Source organism: Cognataquiflexum aquatile (assembly GCF_003316845.1).
GTDB lineage: Bacteria > Bacteroidota > Bacteroidia > Cytophagales > Cyclobacteriaceae > Cognataquiflexum > Cognataquiflexum aquatile.
This window is the reverse complement of the sequence record NZ_QMIK01000002.1, coordinates 151,461-173,560: the sequence shown is the minus strand read 5'-3', so window position 1 is coordinate 173,560 and position 22,100 is coordinate 151,461. Positions and strand designations below refer to the sequence as shown.

Below are 22,100 nucleotides of genomic sequence, written 5' to 3'. Positions count from 1 at the left end.
TATGAAGAACCTCAAATTTTTACTAGCCCTTTTCATTTTCATATCTCTTGTAAGTTCCTGCAATGAGGAAGAAATTGATCCTAATCTCAATCCCGGTACAGGTCCGGTTCAATCGGTTTTTCCAACAACTGATGTCAATGTGATATTACCTGAAGGGACATCCATAGACCTATCAAAGACAAAACTCCTTTCGGGTTTTGCTGAATTTCCTGTGGATAACGCCGGAAAATCCAAAATCCGGTTTGCTTCCGGGACAACCAAATTGGCCTTTTTGGTAGATGAAACAGGGAATTCTCTCATGATGGGATTCATCACAGATAACAAGAAGGAAATATCCATTGAAACCACAGCCTCTGTATTGGTTTACTTTGGATTAGGAGTTTCTCTTCAACCCAATGAAATCAAAAAGAAATATTTGGAAGGATATTCCGGCATGGAGGGCATGTCGGAATTTATGCAGTCCATCAAAGAGGAATTTTCAAAAAATCCTGAAATGATCAGAAATGGGGGATTTATCAATTCACTTAATGATTACCTTACCACTTTTGCTCCGGCTGATACCATCGATATCCGTGCCAAGCAAATCCAAGTAGATCCCAATGGTTTTAAAAGCGGCATTCAGGTTTATGAATTGGACCATCAAAATGTCCAGATCAGAAACCAATACCGAAGAAGGGCCTATGCCTTTGCTTATAAAACAGCTTATAAAAACAAAGATGGAGTGGAAACGGTGATCAAAGAAAGAATCGGCGGAACAGATACTTCCGAAAAAGATATTCCGGTCAGCCCAACAGGTGCAATCACTTCCTTTACAGGTACGCTCAGGGATTGGGCGGCTGGAAAAGGTGCAGAATTTGCCATGACTGAAAATGGTCCTGTAAACCTTCCTATCAAAGAATCTGAATCCGAGGCAACTTATAAAGTACGAATTGTTGGCCCTGGAGCGGGCAATCTCGGAGGATTGAGCCTGACAAGTGCTGAAAGGGATAAACTCAACCGATTAGTTTTAGAAACCTTTGCACTGGATTTTTTCCTTCCCCTTATTTTTGATGTCATAGGCATGAAAGATGTGCTTTCGATTCCCAAATCCAACTTTACCACACTGATCACGGCCATTGACAATTTTGTCAAGACAACACCAATCGTCCAAAAATTACTGGAGAATGGGGACTATGGGGCTGCATTAAATGAGACATTTTTTTTGGGACTCAACGAAGGTGGAAATGCTGCATTTGATGCAATGGTAAATCGAGTTGCTTTGCTCGGCCTAGGAATGATCCAAGCCGCGAAACCAGGGACAGTGACTGAATCTGCCGAGGAAATTAGCAAAAAAGCGAAAACTCTTCTTAATGCGATGAAATACGCTGACATCATCATCAAGGTGGTGGATTACAATAGGCTAATGAACCATATTGCCATGTCGGATTACAATGCAGAGTTTACTGCCAAAGTTAAAGCGGACGATCTTGTCATGACTCCAAGAGAGGAAACTATAGTGACCTCTTCTTATCACAATGTCAAAGTGGAAACCAAGACCACCTTGGCCGAAGGTGAGTCTTTTGTCTACAAGTGGTCAACACCTGGCAAATTCATTTACCTGTGGCACCAAAATAAGAAAGTCACGGAAGCCGAGACGAGTACGGCCAGCATGACCTACAGAAGTGATACCAAGGCAGCTGACCTCTCTGATGAAAACAATTTTGATGTCATCAAAGTAGAGGTCTTTACCAAAAAAGGAACCACCCTGACCAGAATCGGGGAAGCCATAGCCACCATCAATGTCAAAAAAATTAAGCTCATCATGAAGCCGGACAAAATAACACTCAAAGGAGGGCAAAGTGTAAGGCTATACCTTGAGCGGACAGATGGTGTGAATGATATTGTTTCCAATGCTGCATTGGATTATAAAGTGGAATGGGAAACACCTGGAGCTTATGGGAAATTCAACGGAACACTCAGGAGCGCAACCACTATGGGCAATGCCCTGAACTATGAAGTATTGGACAAGGAAGTAAAAGAGGCAAAAGAAAACATCACCGCCAGAGTCTATTTCAAAGCCAAGACAGACACAGAATGGACTTTGAGAGAATTGGTAAAAGGGGTAATCAATATTAGCAATGATCCCAATAAAATAGTATTGGATGTTGCCCTAGAAGTACGGACATGGGACATCAGCACTGCTACAAGGTGCAACGTGGGAGGAAATTTTATGGCCGTCGTTCCAGTACATCCCAAAGCCGTTAAGTACACAGTGACTTTCTACGGCTTCAAGAAACCGTTCCGTTGGGACAATAGAACATCCTCTTGGAAACCTGGACAAACACCTCCTGTGGAATATGGGTATCCCGGTGCCGGACCCAATCAGATCTTAAATAATCAGTACTATTTCACGATCAGTAGATCATGGAGCGATGGCCCAAAACGGGACGATTGCCTTTCGAAGCTTGACCATTATATAGCAGTGTACAAGCCGCTTGGAGGACGTGCCAATATTGTGATTGAAATCGAAGATTAATAAATCTTTAATTAAGGTTTATTAATCTAATGAAATCGAAGATCTAGTCATTCTCTTGTGAAAATAGCAATTCAGTTTTCACAAGAGATTTTTTATCCATTCAATATTTTCTTTTTGTTTATCAGGTCTAGCCTAATTTATTGACTTCACTTTCAAACAAAATCAGTTGAGTTGACATTTAAATTGAAAAAAAATTCAAAATGGTTGATGACATTTTTTGATTGATACGATGAGGTCTTAATAAACAATATTTCCTATGAAGAACCTCAAATTTTTACTAGCCCTTTTCATTTTCATATCAATTGTCAGTTCGTGCAATGAGGAAGAAATTGATCCAATTCTTGGGACAGATCCTGTAGCAACGGTTTTTCCAACAACTGATGTCAATGTGATATTACCCGCCGGAACGTCCATTGATCTTTCCAAGACAAAACTCCTTTCGGGTTTTGCTGAATTTCCCGTGGACAATGCAGGAAAATCAAAAGTCCGCTTTGCTTCCGGGACAACAAAATTGGCTTTTTTGGTTGACGAAACAGGCAATTCCCTGATGATGGGATTCATCACCGATGCCAAGAAGGAAATATCCATTGAAACCACGGCTTCTGTTTTGGTTTACTTTGGATTGGGGGTTTCTCTTCAACCTATTGAAATCAAAAAGAAATATTTGGAAGGATATTCCGGCATGGAGGGAATGTCGGAATTCACACAATCCGTGTCCGAGGAATTTTCAAAAAATCCTGAAATGATCAGAAATGGGGGATTCATCAATTCACTTACTGATTACCTTACCACTTTTGCTCCGGCTGATACCATCGATATCCGTGCCAAGCAAATCCAGGTCGATCCCAATGGATTTAGAAGTGGTATTCAGGTATATGAATTGGACCACCAAAATGTCCAAATCAGAAACCAATACCGAAGAAGAGCCCATGCCTTTGCTTATAAAACAGCTTATAAAAACAAAGATGGAGTGGAAACGGTGATCAAAGAAAGAATCGGCGGAACAGATACTTCCGAAAAAGATATTCCGGTCAGCCCAACAGGTGCAATCACTTCCTTTACAGGTACGCTCAGGGATTGGGCGGCCGGAAAAGGTGCAGAATTTGCCATGACTGAAAATGGTCCTGTAAACCTTCCTATCAAAGAATCTGAATCCGAGGCAACTTATAAAGTGCGAATTGTTGGCCCTGGAACGGGCAATCTCGGAGGATTGAGCCTGACAAGTGCTGAAAGGGATAAACTCAACCGATTAGTTTTAGAAACCTTTGCACTGGATTTTTTCCTCCCCCTTATTTTTGATGTCATAGGCATGAAAGATGTGCTTTCGATTCCCAAATCCAACTTTACCACACTGATCACGGCCATTGACAATTTTGTCAAGACAACACCCATCGTCCAAAAACTACTGGAGAATGGGGACTATGGGGCTGCATTAAATGAGACATTTTTTTTGGGACTCAACGAAGGTGGAAATGCTGCATTTGATGCAATGGTAAATCGAGTTGCTTTACTCGGCCTAGGAATGATCCAAGCCGCGAAACCAGGGACTGTGACTGAATCTGCCGAGGAAATTAGCAAAAAAGCGAAAACTCTTCTTAATGTGATGAAATACGCTGACATCATCATTAAGGTCGTGGATTACAATAGGCTAATGGACCATATCGTCCTATCGGATTACAATGCAGAGTTTACTGCCAAAGTCAAAGCGGACGATCTTGTCATGACTCCAAAAGAGGAAACTATCGTGACCTCTTCTTATCACAATGTCAAAGTGGAGACCAAGACGACCCTAGCAGATGGAGAATCTTTTGTATATAAATGGTCAACCCCGGGCAAATTTATCTACCTATGGCACCAAAGTAAAAAGAGTACAGAGGTAGAAACCAGTACTCCAACCATGACTTACAGAAGTGACACCAAAGCAGCCGACCTTTCTGATGAAAACAACTTTGATGTCATCAAAGTGGAAGTCTTTACCAAAAAAGGAACCACACTCACTAGAATCGGTGACGCCAAAGCGACCATCAATGTCAAAAAGATCAAGCTCGTCATGAAGCCGGACAAAATAACACTCAAAGGGGGGCAAAGTGTAAGGCTATACCTTGAGCGGACTGATGGGGTCAACGATATTGTTTCCAATGCTTCATTGGATTATAAAGTAGAATGGGAGACCGCTGGAGCCTATGGGAAATTCAACGGAACACTAAGAAGCGCCACCACAATGGGCAATGCCTTGAACTATGAAGTCTTGGATAAGGACGTAAAAGAAGCCAAAGAATCAATTTCTGCCAGGGTATATTTCAAAGCAAAAACAGACACAGATTGGACTTTGAGGGAGGAGGTCAAAGGAGAGATTTTAATCAACAACGATCCCAATAAAATTGTATTGGATATCGCATTGGATACTGAAGATTGGATTTTGGACAATCGGGGTACTACTGGAGGTTATTCAGCAGGAGTTAATATGATAGCAAAAGTACCTGTTCATCCAAAAGCCAAACGGTATACAGTCAAAACATATGGATTCAAAAAAGACTCAAGCTGGGAAAATAAAGTCTCCAGTTGGCTACCTGGTAAGACTCCTCCGAGTGTATATGGGTTTCCGGGTGCTGGCCCCAATGAAATAGTGGGTGGAGATTATTATTTCACTATCGGCAGGACTTGGTGCGCAGGAAACCCTCCGGGCTGCGGGTCTAAAATAGGAGAATGGCATGCATTTTATAAAACCTATGGAGGCAGGGCCAATATCGTGATTGAAATTGAAGATTAGGTTCTGATATACTTTCTTAAAATTTCACTAATTTCATTTTGGCCAAATTTTCAAAGACTTATTTCGTTTCGGATTTCTTTAAAGATTTGACCAAAATTTTCCTCCAATCTATTTCCAAAAAATGAACCTCCGCCAAACCGTTTTTTTTCTGATACTTTTTGCCTCAGGCATGAAGGAAAGTTTTGCCCAGGTCGGACAAAAAGGATTGGAGTGGATTGACCGGGCCTTGGAAGAAAAAAATTACCTCCAGGCTGACTCAGCTTTGAAAGCACAGTTAAATTCTATCCAGCAAAACGGTTTGGTAGATTCTTTGCCGCTTTACACTTCCTATATCGGAAGGGTCGAAACAGAAAAATCCGGCCAAAAAAACGGGATCGCCAAGGTCCAAAAATTTATCTCTGATTTCCTTTCCCAAAAACATTCCCCAAAACTCAACAAACAAATCCACCGGGAAGCTGCAGGCTTTTTTGAATACATCGGGGAATTGGAACTTGCTTACCAAGCCAACCAATCTGCTTTTGATTGGGGACAAAAAGACCCTGAAACTTCCTCCAAAGAATTGGGAAAAATCCAGAATAATATGGGAACCCTTTCCCTCTATCTTGGAAACAGAGCCCAAGCCAAAGTACATGTTCATCAAGCAATTTCACTCTACCGCAAAGAACCAAAGGTAGATGCCGAATCTCTTTACTTGAGCTATAATTCGCTTGGAAATATGCATTGGTTTGGGGCTAGGATGGATTCGGCGGAATACTACTTTTTGGAAGCTTTGAAGCAGTTTGGGGACATGAACGACACTCCCCGAAACAAGCACTACCGACCTGCGATGGTTCTAAACAACCTGGCAGGAGTTCAATCCGCTTTGGGCAAAACCTCAGCGGGCATCAAATCCATGGAACTGACCATCGACCACCTGTCAGACTACATTGCGGCAATGTCGGATGTGCAGGAAATCGCAAAAGGAAAGGAATTCCAATACCAGGCCATTGACAACCTCGCCGGGATGCACAAGGGATTGGGCAATTATTCCCGTGCAAAGGACTTGTTGGAGTATGCCTTTGAGCAAAAGAAATCAAGCTTTGGTCCCGAAAGTCCCGAAGTATTCAAGTCACAGATTCTCCTTGGCCAACTTTATTTTGACATTCGGGAAAATGAATTGGCCGAAAATTACCTGCTGGAAGGACTTTCCCTGATCGACAGGCTGGGAGGGGATTATCTTTATTGGCAGGCAGATGCTTATTATGCTTTGGCCAGAATCAAAGATTCCCAAGGAGATGACAGTGAGGCACTTCATTTTTACAAGTTGGCCGAAAGGGTGTACCAGGACTTTCTTGAAGGAGAATTTGACAATATCTACCTCGGTTTTTTGACCAATGCCTCTCTTTTTTATGCAGAATCCGGATTGGGAAAAGAAGCCAAAACCACCTCCAACAAAGGATTGGACTATGTCATCCAAAATCAGGGGAAAAACAGTCTCCTTGCTTTTAACCAAACTTTGAACCTGGCAGAAATCCATTTTTTGCTCCACGAGTATCCAGAGTCCCTCCGTCTCAGCGAGGATGCACTCCAGATAATGGAGGGCAGGTACGATACTGAAATGACTTGGCTGGATTCCCTCCAGACCGAGACCCAAAAACCCCGCGCCATTCTCCTCCAGTCAAAATCATCTTATCAGCTCCAACCTGTACGGGATGTTCGCTTCCTCTTGGAAATAAAGATCAGGATGGATGAAGCCATTTCGATTTTGGAAAGAAGGAAAACCGCTCTCGGCACGGATGAGGACCTGAATTTATTGCTTTCCGAAAACAGGGACTTGTTCGATTTCTCCAAAAAAATAGACCTCGAACTGCATGAACTTACAGGAGATGAAAAATACCTGGATGATTTTTTGAGCAAACATGAATCTTCACTATACAATAAAGTCCGCGCCAGATTGCAGAAAGTGGATAATATCAGGTTTGCCGATATCCCTACTGAAATACAGGAAAAGGAAGATTTACTCAAAACCAACCTGCAAAATTCTCTGAATCAGGAATCCCCTGATATCACCCCTTTCCTAACTGCCAGTAAAGATTGGGATGATTATTTGGGCATGCTAAAGACTACTTTTCCCGCCTATTTCCAATTTAGATATGCCAATATTTCAAGTTCCATAGATGACATTCAGGTGAACATTCCTGTCCAAACAACAGTAGTCCGGTACATTTTTGTAGGCGAAAACCTTGCCGCTGTGGTGATGGACAAAAACCAAAAAAAGCTCATTTCCTTGGATTTTGCACCTGTCAGGAACCACATTGCGGAGCTCCAACGAAACTGGAACAAAGAGGAAGAGGTCTTTCAACTGCTTGATGAACTGTACCAATCACTTTGGAGGCCTCTCGAACCCATGATCCAAAACCAAAAGCTGATTATCATCCCGGATGCACAGCTCTTTAACTTGAGTTTTGAGATTTTGACACCCACCAAGATCAAGTCTTATAGTGAATTGGCTAAGAAAAGCCTATTGGCCAAGCATAGCATCAGTTACCATTATAGCTCCCTGCTTCTCCAAAAACCCAAACCTGAAACCGGCTTCAAATCCAATTTTGTAGCGTTTGCGCCGGGATTTTTTGACAGGATGAAAACCGATTACTTGTCCGGTCTGAAGGATTCCCTCTACATGGACCGGGCTTATCTTACCCTGATACCACAGCCTTTTACCTTGGCTTTGGTCAAAAAGGTAAACTCTCTCTTTGGCGGTTCCCTTTTTGTCGAAGACGAATCCACCGTGTCCCGATTCAAGGAATCAGCAGGTATGAACAGGATCATCCACATCGGCACCCACGCCGAATCCAACAACCTCAGTCCGGCTTTTTCCAAACTTATTTTTTCCAAAGAATCAAAAGGGGAAAGTTTTCCTGAAGATAACTCCTTGTATGCTTTTGACATTTACAACATTGATTTGCGCGCAAAATTAGCCGTTTTAACAGCTTGCGAAACAGGCAAGAATACCTTCGATCCGGGAGAAGGAATGGTCTCTCTTGCCCATGCTTTTAATTACGCCGGCAGCGAAAGCTTGTTGATCGGACTCTGGAGGATAGATGAAAAGGCAAGCAGCATCATCGTGGAGGAATTTTACCAAAACCTTTCCAAGGGATTGGACAAAGCAGAAGCCCTGCAAAAAGCGAAGTTACACTACCTGACTATCGCCAAAGGAAGAGAATTGTCACCTGATTTTTGGGCAGGGTTGATTTTGATGGGAGATCCGAGTCCCATGGTTTTTGACAAGTCGTTCAAATGGTGGGTTTATCTGATGGTGATCGCAGTATTAGCCATCCTGCTATTCGGATGGAGAAGGTATCGGTTTGCAAAAGGAAAATAAAATCGGGATTCATTGATGACATTTTGGAGTAATCCCGATGTCATTAAAAATCTATTGCTCATCAAAACCTTTTCAACCATGAAATTCCAATCCTTCTCTAAAATCATGTATCGAGGCTTACTGTTTTCTGCCTTTGTATCCATTTTCATTTGGTCTTGCAGTCCAAAAGAAGATTCCGATCCCACTCCTCCCACTGTGGTAACACAGGTAGACATTCCTGTTATTGATGGAAAAATTGAAGCTTTTCTAGCCTCCTACAAAATCCCAGGTGCGTCACTTGCCATTTCTAAAAACGGGAAATTGGTTTACAAAAAAGCCTATGGAAAAGCTGACGTCGAGGGAAATATCGCCATGACTACCAACCACCGCATGCGGGTAGCGAGTGTGTCCAAGACTTTTACCGGAGTGGCTATTATGAGATTGGTCCAAGCCGGAAAGCTGAGCCTTGATGACAAGGTTTTTGGTCCCGATGGTATCCTAGGGACAACTTACGGATCCAAAGCCTACAATGACCGGGTGAAAGGCGTGACCGTGAAGCACCTGCTCCAAATGACTACCGGAGGTTGGGTTTTGGCCAATGACCGTGATGCAATAGATTCGAATCCTGCGATGAACAATACCGCATTTTTCAATTGGATGATGGATAATGCGATTTTAAAATACAATCCTGGTTCCCAATATTGGTATATCAACACCAACTACTTCATCGCTGCAAGAATCGTCGAAAAGGTTTCGGGGAAGTCATTTTACCAATTTATGAAGGATGATTTTCTCACTCCGCTTGGGATCAATTCAGCAGTATATGGAAAATCGGCCATGACAAACCTCCATCCCGATGAGACCAAATATTACGGGCAGGGAGGATTAAAAGGATATGAATATAACCTCAATATTGAAAGAAGGGATGGTGACGGAGGATTGGTAATCAACGCCTCTGACCTATTGAAATTTGTCTTGGCTATTGATGGGAATCCAAGCCGCCCGGATATTTTGGATGCCACTACTTTCCAAAAATTCATTGAAGGTTCTGGTCCTGCACCTCTAAACCCAAACTTTGGAAATGGAATACTTAAATGGAATACAAGGTTTTTATTTTATGGTGCCCTTCCGGGTACCCGGTCTTCTTTTATGACAGAAAACAACGGCATGGCTGTGGCAATGATTTTCAATGGCAACGCAGATTACACCAATAATGCGGTCTACAACCCATTTACACAGGCTCATCATGCACTATTAGTAGATATACTGACCAACAACCTCAATGTCTATCTGGACATTGACCAATTTTAAGATGAAATTGATTTTTTTATCGCCGGGACGACCAACCCTAATCAGCCAAGATTTCTTGGCTGATTTTTTTTATTCATTGATGACATTTGAGGTTTCTTTCGATGTAAGTTTATAAGATGAAAGGCATTACAAAAGAATTCAGTTTGGAAAAAAGCCCATAAATAGTATATTTCTGTAATGTTTTGAATCATGCAGGAACCTACTTTTAATCCTTTTTCCCAAGATGAATTAATCCTTGGTATCAAGTCAAATGAGCCAAAAGTGCTCAAATGGCTTTACCAATCTCAATATCCTAAGATTGAAAAATATGTGGTAGCCAATAACGGTGACGAAGATCAGGCCAAGGATATATTTCAGGAAGCTTTCATCACCGTTTGGAACAATGTCAGGTCAGATAAATTCATACCCGAAAACGGTACTGCAGTCCCAGGATATTTGTACCAAATCGCAAAAAACAAATGGTTGGATCACTTGAGGTCATCCAAATACCAAAAAACCACCAACCTCGAGACCACACATGACAGGTCTGAGGAGGAAGAGAGTAATTCAGAATCCCTGCAAAACCACATGGCCGCAGAATTCAAGAAATTGGGAGAAAACTGCCGTGAAATTCTGAAAAGGTTTTACTTCCAAAAGCAAACCATGGAGACCATCGCCAAGGCTTTCCAGTGGACGGAGGCAACTGCCCGAAACAACAAATACAGGTGCATTCAGCGCCTCAAAGAAAAAGTGAATACTCTAAAACATTGAAAATTGGACACTACAGACAATATCTCGCAACAGGAATTTGAAAGAATAGAAAGCTACATCCTTGGTTTGATGACTGATGAGGAAAAGAAATCCTTCGAAGAAGAACGGAACCTTGATCCAAAACTCCGTGCAAATGTCAAAGACATCAAGGTTTTATTGCAGGAAGTGGAGCGGGTATCCCTTAAAGAAAGCTTGGACGAATACCATTCGGAGTTGAAAGCTACACCGGTGGTTCCGATGCTGCCCCAAAAACAATTCAACTGGAAGCCTTTGGCCATCGCGGCATCTGTTCTGCTTTTATTGGCCGTTTCATTTTGGGTTTTTGTGGGAACCTCTACCGATAATGAAAAGTTATTTGTGGCTTATTACCTGCCCGATCCCGGAATGGTGACCGCCATGGGACTTCAAACCAACTATGAGTTTGACCGGGGAATGGTCGATTACAAGACGGGAGATTACCAAGCAGCCATCGCAAGATGGGAAAAAATATTGGCTCAAAAGCCTGACAACGATACCTTAAATTATTTCCTAGGGTCTGCATTTCTTGCGGTAGGTGACCCTGACCAAGCCAAATCTTACCTGGAAAAAACGACACAGAATGAATCAAGTATCTTCTATAAAGAGGCATTCTGGTATTTGGGACTGACAGAGGTCAAAGCCGGAAATTTTGAATCTGCAAAACCTTTGTTGGAAAAAAGCGGAAAACCGGAAGCCCTAGAACTCCTTCAAAAAATAAAAAATTAAGCAAAATGAGTAATCCAGACAGTCTCTTGGATTTGAAAAAAAAATGAGAACTGTTTAAATTTTTGGTTGGGTACTCTCTGCTGATTTTGAAAAAAGGAGGTAAAGGACGAACAAGAGAATCATGATGATATCTACAATTACAGCCGTTCCCGCGCCGAAACTCATATATTGACTTCCAAAAGAAAGAACCAGAATAACAAATATGGTTTTGCTTATTCCTGCTATTACCAAAGAGTAAGCTCTAACGGCAGGTTTGAATGCGCCATAAATCAGCATAATCCCTGTAAGGCCTATTAAGGCTGACCATCCCCGGACAACGACATTTTCAGGTCCCGTTACAAGCGGTTCCCCAAAATTTGAATTTAGGGAAGCTTCCGGAGAAAAAAGCCCAAGAAACATGCTACAGGTAAGAAGCCCGCAAATGAGCATGATCCATTTAAAGTTTGACACAAATTTACTCATGATCGTTATCTTAAATTTTTGAAAGAATATTCTCCTTAATTCAGAAAATAAAGAAGAATTCCAATGAGATTTCCGAGGTAAATGCTCACTGAAATTCTTCCTTTAAAACTCCCATGACCATATAGCCAATTGGAGCAAGTCATCAAGCTGGCCTTACCTATTAATCAATTATGGCCGGGGTTTCTGATGGAACGGTTGCGGCAATACGCTGTATTGTCACATTTTTGATGTTTCCATTAAACTTACTTGACGCACCATAATCTGCCACGACAGTTCCTAAATCAACACCCACATCAGCCAAATCAACCACCGAGAAAATTCCAGGTTGGGTCCTTTCAATGCGGCCTTCTCCAAATTTTTGACCATCCACGGTAATCGTTCCAACACCACCGCGGCCTGGTCCGCCGCCATCGTATTTGAAATCATACACCAAAGTGTGTTTTCCGGGTGCTAAAGTCTGGGTTGAAGAAATGGTGGTGGAACTCAATCCTAGGAAATTATAGGTAAAGAATGGCTTTCCGTTTTTGACATAGAATGATAATCCACCAAATCGCCCTCCTTGGCAAACCAAAACCCCATTTCCATCGGGTCCGACTTCAACCTCAGCGGTAATAGTATAGGAGGTATTTTGTAAGTTAGGAAACACATCCACACCAAGACCTTTCATGTCCTTGGTGAGCGTCATTGATGTTCTACCTGGTGCCATCACAGTTGGCCTGCCTGCGATCTCTGCGATCATTCGCTCTACCGTCCGATCATCAATGGGGAGTACATGGTATTTCTCGGCTTCCTTCATAAAGAGTGCCTGCATATCTTTAAGTTTTTGAGGCTCTTTTTTCGAAAGGTCATTGGATAAGCTGAAGTCTTCCTTGGTGTTGTACAATTGCCAAACATCATTTTGCAGCGTATTAAATGGTTCAGGCAAAAAAGGCGCTATGTGAATAGTTCGGGCATACCAACCGTCCTGGTAAATAGCCCGGTTACCGCCAATTTCAAAATATTGCACTGTATGTTGTTCCGGTGCGTCACCATTGTCGAAGGAATACGCAAGGCTGGTACCTTCGATAGGATCTTGTGCAATCCCATTTACCATTTTGGGAGATGGTATCCCGGTTATTTCATAAACCGTTGGGGCTACATCACTGACAAAACCGAATTGATTTCTCATTTCACCTTTGGCTTTTATGCCTTTAGGCCAATGGACCACCATCCCGTTGCGGGTCCCTCCAAAATCTGAAGCCATTTGCTTTGTCCATGTAAACGGGCTATTGGTAGCTACTGCCCATCCTGAAGCCATGTGTGGAATGGTGCTTTCGGTACCCCATTCGTCATAGAGCTTCATCATATCCTCAACATTTTCTTTTACCCTGTTGAAGTAGGTCCATTCATTGAACATGCCTGTTTGCTGACCTTCGGCGCTTGAGCCATTGTCACCGGCAATAAAGAAGATGATGGTATTGTCTAATTCACCCATTTCTTCGATCGCATCGATCAAGCGGCCGATTTCATGGTCGGTGTGCTCGGCAAACCCTGCAAAAACCTCCATTTGTCGGGCAAATAATTTTTGTTCAACAGGAGACAAATCGGCCCAATCCTGAATCTGCTCCGGTTTTGGAGGAAGGATTGTATTGGCAGGGACAATGCCCAATTTTTTCTGACGCTCCAGCGTTTCTTCACGCAATACATCCCATCCTTTGTCGAATTTGCCTTTATATTTGGCAGAATACTCTTTAGGGGCATGATGCGGTGCTCGTGTTGCACCCGGTGCATAGTAGATGAAGAATGGTTTGTCGGGCTGCAAAGCTTGTTGCTTGTTTACCCAAGAAACAGCCTGATTGGTCATGTCGTTGGTGAAATGGTAGCCGGGATAGCTGGGAGTTTCTATCATGGTTACCCCATCATAAATGACTGGTGCCCAGTTGTTGGTTATTCCTCCTAGGAAACCATAAAATTTCTCAAAACCTGAATGGGTGGGCCACCTGTCTTGTGGTCCGTTACTTGATTTTTCCCAGGTAGGAGTTTCGTGGCTTTTTCCAAATTGGGCAGTACTATACCCATTTTGTCTGAGTACCTCTGCCATTGGGGTAATTGATTGGGGGCGGATAGAAGAGTACCCTGGGTAAGAAGATGCCAATTCAGTAATTATACCAAGGTTTACGGAGTGTGGATTGTATCCCGTAAGTAGGGCTGCCCTTGTTGGGGTGCAAAGTGCAGTGGTATGAAACCGGTTATACGTCAAGCCGTTTTTGGCAAGACGGTCGAGTGTCGGCATATATGCCGGACCGCCAAACGTCTCGGGAACAGCAAATCCCATATCATCCATCAAAATAATAACTACGTTTGGGGCGTCTTTTGGAGCCTTAACTTCAAATTTTGGCGGAGGCGTGGTGTTGCGCACATCGAGTTCGCTGTACCTAACCCTTTCCGGGTGTTTGATGGGAAGCACTGTTCGGTCTATGCCATCCGGACTGGCAACCGTTGAGGTCTCGGTCTGCTTGGGTTCACATGCCAAAAATACCGCAAGGCCAGACATAAGTGACAGTTGTATTAATCGAATTTTCATACGTGAATATTTAATTGAGATTTATTAAAATATACTTATTTGGAATCTTTTTACCACCTGATGCATGCACGGAATCCCAAAAGTTTCAAGAAAAGCACAGATATAATGAATGGCATTTTTACCGAATATTAAAAAGCTAGGTTTTGCTTTTTAGATTAGAAACTTCTGTTTTTTCAATTTTTTGAGAAATTTTGTTTATCCATCAAACTTATTGTTTCCAGAAAAGAATCTTTGGATAATCTTGCCAAATTTCGATGAATGATTGAATCTTTATTTGAAAAAAGGCCACAAGCGATTTCAAAAAGGTTGGTTTCTAAATATTAAGGATGAAAATTGTTTCCTTATCAAAATGTAGAAAAAAATGGAAGTTGAATTGATGAAAACCGAAATAGATAAGGTTTTCGATTTGCAAAAAACTCATTCTTTGAATATGAGATCCAGTACTGCTGAAGAAAGAATTGGACTCTTACGCAGTCTCCATGACTGGGTTTTGGAACATAGGGAGGATATCAAAAAAGCCATGTATGCCGATTATCGGAAACCTTATACCGAGACTGATATCACCGAAATCTATCCGGTGCTTTCCGAAGCCAAGCATACCATCAAATGCCTGAAGAACTGGATGAAAACCAAACGGGTTCCTACTCCGGTCACTTTTTTGGGCACAAAGGCACACATCCAATTTGAACCGAAAGGATCAAGTCTCATCATTGCTCCATGGAACTATCCCTTCAATCTGGCAATATGCCCGTTGGTATCCGCTTTGAGTGCGGGATGTACAGTGATGATCAAACCTTCGGAAATGACACCGCACACCTCTGCCCTGATCAAACAAATGATCAGCGAACTTTTCAATGAAAACCTGGTCAGCGTGATAGAAGGTGGGCTTGAAGCCAGTCAGCTGCTTCTTGCCAAGCCCTTTGACCATATCTTTTTTACAGGAAGTCCTATGGTTGGGAAGATTGTCATGAGATCAGCTTCCGACCACCTTGGTTCTGTGACTTTGGAGTTGGGTGGTAAATCACCTGTTGTCATTGCGCCTGATGCCGATCTGAAGGACGCAGCCCGAAAAATTGCCTCCACCAAATTTATCAATTGTGGACAGACCTGTGTAGCACCTGATTTTGTTTTGGTGCCAAGATCCTTACGGGATGAATTTGTCCAAAATTTAAATGAAGCCATTGATACACTGTATTCCAGCGACGGACAAGGTGTAGAAAAAAGTGCCGATTATGGCAGGATAGTCAATGAAAGGCATTTCAACCGACTCAATCAACTCGTGGAGGAAGCCTGTAAAAACGGCGCAACACTTGCCAAAGGTGGTAAAAATATACCGGAAGAAAATTTCATAGAACCAACAATCCTTACGATGGTCAAAGAAAATATGATGGTAATGGAGGATGAAATATTCGGCCCCATATTGCCCATCATGGACTATGAAAACATAGATGATGCCCTGAATTTTATCAACAAAATGCCCAAGCCTTTGGCCCTTTATGCATTTTCCAAGAGTGATAAGAAGTTGGGATACATTTTCAGGAAGACCAGTTCAGGTGGCGCTGTCGCCAATGACTGTGTCCTGCATTTTATCCATCCTGAGCTTCCTTTCGGGGGTGTGAATAATTCAGGGATAGGTAAGTCACATGGCCATTTTGGGTTCTTGGAATTTACCAACCAAAAGTCAGTTCTCAAGCAAAGGGTCGGCTTCACCGCCGTTACACCTTTGTTCCCTCCCTATAACAAAACAAAGGAAATGTTAATTGATGGCCTCTTGAAATGGTTTTGATTGGGAATCTGCATGTGCTCCTCTAAAGAGGTTTTTAGAGGTTTCCTCTTTTGATTTCCCCCTTTACGATCAATGCAATCTTTGTTTTGATTGATTTTCCGCATTTTAAATCCTTAAATACTGAAATGAAAAATTTAATCCTAAGCTCCTATTACAGGGTGTACCAAACAGTTTTTAAACTGGCAATGCCATTGCTTCCCTGGCGAAAACCTACGCTGTTGGAAGGGCCGGGAAGTGTAAAGAAAGTGCCAGGTTTGCTTGAAGAATTAAAAATCAAAAACGTTCTGATCGTGACAGACAGTACTTTGATGAAGTTGGGATTATTGGAAGGTCTGATCAGAGAACTTGGTGTCAATGGCTGTAAATATGCTGTTTTTGATAAAACCGTGCCGGATCCAACTATTGAAAATGTCGAAGAGGCGTTGAAACTTTATCATCAGTATGATTGTAAAGCCATCATTGCATTTGGCGGTGGGTCTCCGATGGATTGTGCCAAGGCAGTCGGTGCGAGAGTCAGCCGTCCCAATAAGCCGGTTTCTAAAATGAAGGGTGTTTTGAAAGTGATTTTCAAGATACCGACCCTTATTGCTATACCTACTACTGCGGGTACAGGCAGTGAAGTTACTTTGGCTGCGGTAATCAGCAACAGTGAAACACACGAAAAATATCCCATCAACGATTTCTGCCTTATTCCCCACTACGCGGTACTAGACCCTGAACTTACCTTGAAGCTTCCGCCTCATATCACAGCGGCGACCGGCATGGATGCCATGACCCATGCGGTAGAATCCTACATTGGCAGAAGCAACACCGGAGAAACAAGAAAAGCGGCCTTGGAAGCAATTACACTCATTCACCAAAACTTGCTTCAAGCATACAATTCCCCGGGGGATCTAAATGCCAGGGCTGCCATGCTTAAAGGGTCATATCTGGCAGGAGTAGCATTTACCCGCGCTTATGTGGGTTATGTACATGCCATAGCGCATACAATAGGTGGCTTTTATGGCTATCCCCATGGATTAGCCAATGCCATCATCATGCCCCATGTGTTGGAATTCTATGGAACTGCTGCAAGCGGTAGGTTGGCCGAACTTGCAGACCATTTGGGGATTGCAAAAGGAAACCAAGGCACTACCCAAAAAGCAAATGCTTTTGTCCAATACCTCAAAGACATGAACAAAAAAATGAGTATAAAAAGTAACATTGAGGAAATCAAACAAAGCGATTTGCCTGAAATGATCAGCAGGGCATTGGCGGAAGCCAACCCTCTATATCCTGTTCCTCAGATTTTATTTAGAGAAGATTTGGAAAAACTATATATGAAAATAAGAGGTAGTGCAAAAGCTTGATCTATTGTAAAAACTCTTTAAATGGGGAAAAAACATAAGTTTTTACTGTGATCATTACTCTTCAACCTATTGTAAATTTCGTTTGTGAAAGGCTGCCAGGAATCATTTTTTCTGGCAGTTTTGCTTAAAAGCAAAATTATTTTTAGCTTCTGCAGCATGAAACCTTTTTCAATGTTTGACCGAAGAACATTTCTCAAAAAAGCCGGAGTCCTAGCGGGAGCATTTTCGGCTAACAGCCTCTTTAACCACCTCCATGCTGCTGAATGGGGCAATCTAGCAGAAGATTATAAGAATATCTCTCCTTTGGAAATGGCCGGCAATGAAGATTATTGGTCTGTGATCCAAAAGGGCTATAGCGCAAGTTCTGATCCAATTATCATGTTGAATAACGGGGGAGTTTCGCCAAGTCCGATAGTAGTCCAGCAGGCAGTGGAAAAATTTAACCTCATGTCTAATCAGGGACCTTCGTATTACATGTGGCGGATTTTGGATCAGGGCAGGGAAAACTTACGGGAAAGCCTTGCAAAATTGGGTGGCTGCTCCCCGGAGGAAATCGCGGTCAACAGAAATGCGACCGAAGCATTGGTGACCGTCATTTATGGTCTTGACCTGAACAGGGGCGATGAAGTGATCGGAAGCCATCAGGATTATCCAAACATGATGATGGCCTGGAAACAGCGCGAGATGAGGGAAGGGATCGTGTACAAGCAACTGAGCTTTAAATTCCCCATTGAAAATGATGACGAAATTGTGGCTGCTTACCGGAATGCGATCACGCCAAAAACCAAAATTCTCCACCTCACGCACGTTGTCAATTGGACAGGACAGATCATGCCCGTCCAAAAGATTGCCCGGATGGCACATGACAGGGGAATAGAAGTTATCATTGATGGGGCGCATTCCTATGGGCTTTTGGAATTCAACATTCCTGACCTAGAGGGCGATTATTTTGGCACCAGCCTGCACAAATACCTCTCTGCCCCTATCGGGAGTGGCATGCTTTGGATCAAAAAAGATAAAATTTCCAAGGTGTGGCCATTGGTATGCGCAGGAGATCCGAAGAGTGATGATATCCGGAAATTTGAAAGCCTAGGTACAAGGAGTTTCCCGATTGAGCAGGGAATTGGTTAAGCACTCAACTTTCATAATGCCATTGGCACAAAAAGAAAAGAGGAAAGGATCCGGTACCTGAAGGATTATTGGGCAACAAAGGCGGTTGAAATTCCAAAAGTCAGGCTACATACTTCCTTGAAAATGGAGTATAGCTGCGCCTTGGCATGTGTTTCCATAGAGGGAGTCAGTCCGTCGGACCTCTACGATAAGCTTATGAAAATGCACAAAATCCAAACCTCTCCGATTTCATACGGAGATATCAATTGCGTGAGGGTTTCGCCCCATGTCTATACCAAAATCTCAGATCTGGATAAGTTATTGGATGGTTTGGAAAGGATATCCAAAGGATAAAATCAATAATAAGAAGGGAAAATTTGAAATCCGGAATTGAGGCAATCAGTTTTGTCTGAATTCTGGAAATTTCTTCGCTTGCAATACTTCCAATTCGCGCGAAAGACTTTTTAAGTCCTGCATCATGAGATTGATCTGTGAACCGAGTTGGTCGTACATGCTGGCCCTTTCGGACATTTCATCAGATAAATACACACCGCCTTTTCCAAAAAATTTCTGAGTCAGTACTTCCTTGTCTTTTGGCTTGAGATCTTCGAATATGCCCAATCCCATCCATTTTTCAATGATTTCTTCTCTTTTGGAGACCTGCTCTTCTTTTTCAGGATAGACATAATTGAGATAATACCACACTGAGGCAGGAAAATATTTGGAGGTTGCAGGTCCTTCCCAAATTTCCTGTAAATGGTTCCTTTCATGTTGGAAAGTGACTTTCTTTTTATTTACCAAAATCATCGCACCCAAAGTTGCTCCCAAAATCCCGGCACTCAGAGCGATGTATTCCGGTGTTTTGCCACTGTCAAAAAATACCGTAGTCAATATGGCTCCTACTGCTCCGATGACAATCGAGGCCACAGTCAACTTGGTGTCAGTGTCGCCTTCTTTTGCTTTGAGGTATTTGGCGATCTGATCCGCGCGGTCTTCTTCACATTCGAGTTCAGCTGACTCAGAGGAAATTTCCAATTCCGCAAACGCTATCCTATGCGAAAGTTTTTGATATAATTCCAGGTGCTTAAGTCTAGTTTCAGTATTGGGATTGGAATTAAGGTTTTCCAGGCTTTGAACATATCTTTCCAAAAGTTCTAATATTCCCATAGCATTGGCGATGTTGATCCCTGTTCGGGAAAAATTTGCCGAAATATTTTCAGGAATAGCTATCGTATGCAAAGGAAGAGGGATCTGATCTTCCTCATAATCGTAATAGAATTCCTGAAAACAGTTGCTTTTATCCAAACGCAGGTTGATGTTCGAATCCTGAATACTCGCGCAGGAAACAAATAAGAAAACAGCTACCGGGATTATAAAAAATCTGACAAGGTTCATGGATGTTTTTTATTTCTTCTTTTGAGATATACTACCAAAACAAAGATCAGCGCTCCGGCAAAGTAGAATGGCCAAAGGGTCACCAATCCAACCAAAACGGTCAGGAATACCTGCCATCCATTGTCCAAAGCATTAAATACCCTCACCCAAAATCCCTTCTTTTTGGGAGAATTGAGTTCATAAGGCAATTCCTCGTAAAACTGCACCTGCAATGAACTGAATTGGATCTGCTTGCTGAGGAAATTGAACTGCCCTTCCATCATCTCGATATCGGTCCGGACTTCGTTGAGGTTTCGCTCGATTTCGAGGATGTCTTTGACCTGATTGGCTTTGGACAATATTTCCCTGTACCTGATTTCAAGTTCCTTTTTGTTTTGGATGCGGTTTTGGAGGTCATAGTACCTTTCGGTGACATCATCGACATTCGAATATTTGCTTTCTACTTTAAAAGCAATTCCGGAAATGGAATTCAACAAACTGTCATACCTTTCAGAAGGAACGCGGATGCTGAGATTATAGCTTTTTCGGTAGTTGTCGTTGTTTTGATTTTCATTTTCCAGGTAGGCATTGAATCCCCCAAGCATGCTTTTGATCTTGGCATAATCCTTTTCTATATCCTCGGATTGGAAATTAATTCCTCCTGACCGGACCAATTTTTGGCTGATATCCTGTGAAAGAAGTAGCTTTTCTGACGATGCGTCAGCTTGTCCAGTGGGAGGCGCTTCTATGATTTCATTGAACTCCACCGGCATGCTCTCCACAGTTTCTGAAGGATTGTTGGAGCATGCGGCAATGATAAATGCCATCGTGAAAAATAGCTTCATAGAATTGGGGTTAATTTTACCCAAAATTTAAGAAAAAAGCAGGTAACAAAATCTTGCTTAAAGCATATGTTTTTCAAATTCAGGGAATGTTACCGATTTATCGATAATCATCGGAGGTGAAGGTGAGGTCAAAAAGGTGGGCGTTATTTTTGTCTTTGTAGGTATAAGTCATGGCAGCGCCATGTGCCCTGAAATACTGCAGATCGGGATTGTTTTTGATATTGTCCAAGATCTGTGCCCGGAGAAATTCTTTTAGCTCGTCTTCCTCAAAATTCCCTTTTTCCATGTTGACAAGGGTGTAATGGTAAAGAAATACTTCGCCACGTTTGGTTTCTGTCCGGTCAAGACGGGTATTTTGATCCACCAAAATGGGTGTGGTTTTGTTGATTTCTGTGGAGAGCAACGCCAACTGTTTGTCAAAAGCAGAATCTGTGAAAAATAATTTCTTGACGGCAAATGCGGAAGTCAGAACTATAATCAGGGCAAAAAACAGGATGATTTTATTTCTTTTGGAGGCCAATTCCTTGGTTTTGGGATTAGGTTTCATGAGGTGGGCTTATAAAGGTGGCTGAAAAATACCTAATTTTTTTGGAAATGCATGAAACCCTATACCCATAGAACCAATCATTTATTGGGCACTTTTACTTTTCATAAAACTCTATCGGCAATCCATCCGGATCGGTAATGAAGGTGAATCTTTTGCCTGTAAATTCATCTGTTCTGGCAGGTTCAAAGTAAATTCCTGAGTCATTCAACTTTTTCAAAACCGCCTCCAAATCCCCCACTTCAAAGGCCAAGTGTCTCAATCCCGTAGCTTCCGGTCTCGAAATCCGCTTCGGCGGATCCGGAAATGAAAACAATTCGATAATATATTGCCCATTCAAAGAAAGGTCTAGCTTGTAAGAATCACGCTCCTCACGGTAAACTTCGCGGGTGATTTCAAAGCCCAAAACTTCTGTATAAAACGCTTTTGATTTCCTGTAATCCGAACAGATGATGGCAATATGGTGGACTTTGTTGATCAGGTTTTTCATAGTGGGCCAAAGGTAAACAGGGTTTTATTGGTTTGAAAAATTTGAGAAATAACATTATTCTTTCTTGATAGGATTTATGCTTCCTATTTCCTTTTTTTATCCATGTACGCAATGATACCTGTAGATTGAATATCCATTTTAATTAGT

At 42.3% G+C, this 22,100-nt stretch carries 14 protein-coding genes and 1 pseudogene; 9 read left to right on the top strand and 6 right to left on the bottom strand.

The genetic code is table 11. The features are described from left to right. Position 1 precedes the first annotated feature (1 nt). The 6 genes from DQW11_RS07180 to DQW11_RS07155 all read left to right on the top strand — a co-directional run bounded on the left by DQW11_RS07180 (position 2) and on the right by DQW11_RS07155 (position 11,430). The gene (locus DQW11_RS07180; RefSeq protein WP_113923382.1) at positions 2-2,515 is read left to right on the top strand and encodes a hypothetical protein; all 2,514 of its coding nucleotides are present in this window, start codon (positions 2-4) and stop codon (positions 2,513-2,515) included. A 256-nt stretch (positions 2,516-2,771) separates the two neighbouring features. Beyond that, positions 2,772-5,285 carry a hypothetical protein gene (locus DQW11_RS07175; protein ID WP_113923381.1) on the top strand — a complete coding sequence of 838 codons (2,514 nt, stop codon included), beginning with the start codon at positions 2,772-2,774 and terminating at the stop codon, positions 5,283-5,285. Positions 5,286-5,406: 121 nt separating this feature from the next. Further along, positions 5,407-8,646: a CHAT domain-containing protein gene (locus tag DQW11_RS07170; protein ID WP_113923380.1), complete on the top strand. Its 3,240-nt coding sequence runs from the start codon at positions 5,407-5,409 to the stop codon at positions 8,644-8,646. Positions 8,647-8,724: 78 nt separating this feature from the next. Next, positions 8,725-9,936 carry a serine hydrolase domain-containing protein gene (locus DQW11_RS07165; RefSeq protein ID WP_113923702.1) on the top strand — a complete coding sequence of 404 codons (1,212 nt, stop codon included), beginning with the start codon at positions 8,725-8,727 and terminating at the stop codon, positions 9,934-9,936. Between the two features lie 189 nt (positions 9,937-10,125). Next, a complete protein-coding gene (locus tag DQW11_RS07160) occupies positions 10,126-10,686 on the top strand; it encodes an RNA polymerase sigma factor (RefSeq protein WP_113923379.1) in 561 nt (186 codons plus the stop codon). 3 nt (positions 10,687-10,689) lie between these two features. Then, positions 10,690-11,430 carry a tetratricopeptide repeat protein gene (locus tag DQW11_RS07155; RefSeq protein ID WP_113923378.1) on the top strand — a complete coding sequence of 247 codons (741 nt, stop codon included), beginning with the start codon at positions 10,690-10,692 and terminating at the stop codon, positions 11,428-11,430. A gap of 54 nt (positions 11,431-11,484) precedes the next feature. Here DQW11_RS07155 and DQW11_RS07150 read toward each other — a convergent pair whose 3' ends face one another. Together DQW11_RS07150 and DQW11_RS07145 are read right to left on the bottom strand one after the other, a co-directional pair. Continuing rightward, positions 11,485-11,892, bottom strand: coding sequence for a hypothetical protein (locus DQW11_RS07150; protein WP_113923377.1), 408 nt, complete (start codon positions 11,890-11,892; stop codon positions 11,485-11,487). A 160-nt stretch (positions 11,893-12,052) separates the two neighbouring features. Continuing rightward, positions 12,053-14,425: an arylsulfatase gene (locus DQW11_RS07145; protein WP_198669862.1), complete on the bottom strand. Its 2,373-nt coding sequence runs from the start codon at positions 14,423-14,425 to the stop codon at positions 12,053-12,055. A gap of 391 nt (positions 14,426-14,816) precedes the next feature. Between DQW11_RS07145 and DQW11_RS07140 the strand changes: the two genes are divergently transcribed. The 3 genes and pseudogenes from DQW11_RS07140 (at position 14,817) to DQW11_RS07130 (ending at position 19,054) form a co-directional block, all read left to right on the top strand. After that, positions 14,817-16,241: an aldehyde dehydrogenase family protein gene (locus DQW11_RS07140; protein WP_113923375.1), complete on the top strand. Its 1,425-nt coding sequence runs from the start codon at positions 14,817-14,819 to the stop codon at positions 16,239-16,241. A gap of 125 nt (positions 16,242-16,366) precedes the next feature. Continuing rightward, positions 16,367-17,590 carry an iron-containing alcohol dehydrogenase gene (locus DQW11_RS07135; RefSeq protein WP_198669861.1) on the top strand — a complete coding sequence of 408 codons (1,224 nt, stop codon included), beginning with the start codon at positions 16,367-16,369 and terminating at the stop codon, positions 17,588-17,590. A 171-nt stretch (positions 17,591-17,761) separates the two neighbouring features. Then, positions 17,762-19,054, top strand: a pseudogene (locus DQW11_RS07130) (aminotransferase class V-fold PLP-dependent enzyme). 45 nt (positions 19,055-19,099) lie between these two features. On the opposite strand, the gene DQW11_RS07125 reads toward DQW11_RS07130, so the two are convergent. The 4 genes from DQW11_RS07125 to gloA2 all read right to left on the bottom strand — a co-directional run bounded on the left by DQW11_RS07125 (position 19,100) and on the right by gloA2 (position 21,953). Next, positions 19,100-20,095 carry a hypothetical protein gene (locus DQW11_RS07125; protein WP_113923374.1) on the bottom strand — a complete coding sequence of 332 codons (996 nt, stop codon included), beginning with the start codon at positions 20,093-20,095 and terminating at the stop codon, positions 19,100-19,102. Then, positions 20,092-20,919 carry a DUF4349 domain-containing protein gene (locus DQW11_RS07120; RefSeq protein ID WP_113923373.1) on the bottom strand — a complete coding sequence of 276 codons (828 nt, stop codon included), beginning with the start codon at positions 20,917-20,919 and terminating at the stop codon, positions 20,092-20,094. Before DQW11_RS07120 ends, DQW11_RS07125 begins: the two co-directional genes overlap by 4 nt. A 97-nt stretch (positions 20,920-21,016) precedes the next feature. Beyond that, on the bottom strand, positions 21,017-21,466 hold the full coding sequence (locus tag DQW11_RS07115; protein ID WP_113923372.1) for a hypothetical protein: 450 nt from the start codon (positions 21,464-21,466) through the stop codon (positions 21,017-21,019). Between the two features lie 94 nt (positions 21,467-21,560). Next, positions 21,561-21,953: an SMU1112c/YaeR family gloxylase I-like metalloprotein gene (gene gloA2, locus DQW11_RS07110; protein WP_113923371.1), complete on the bottom strand. Its 393-nt coding sequence runs from the start codon at positions 21,951-21,953 to the stop codon at positions 21,561-21,563. Between the last annotated feature and the right edge of the window lie 147 nt (positions 21,954-22,100).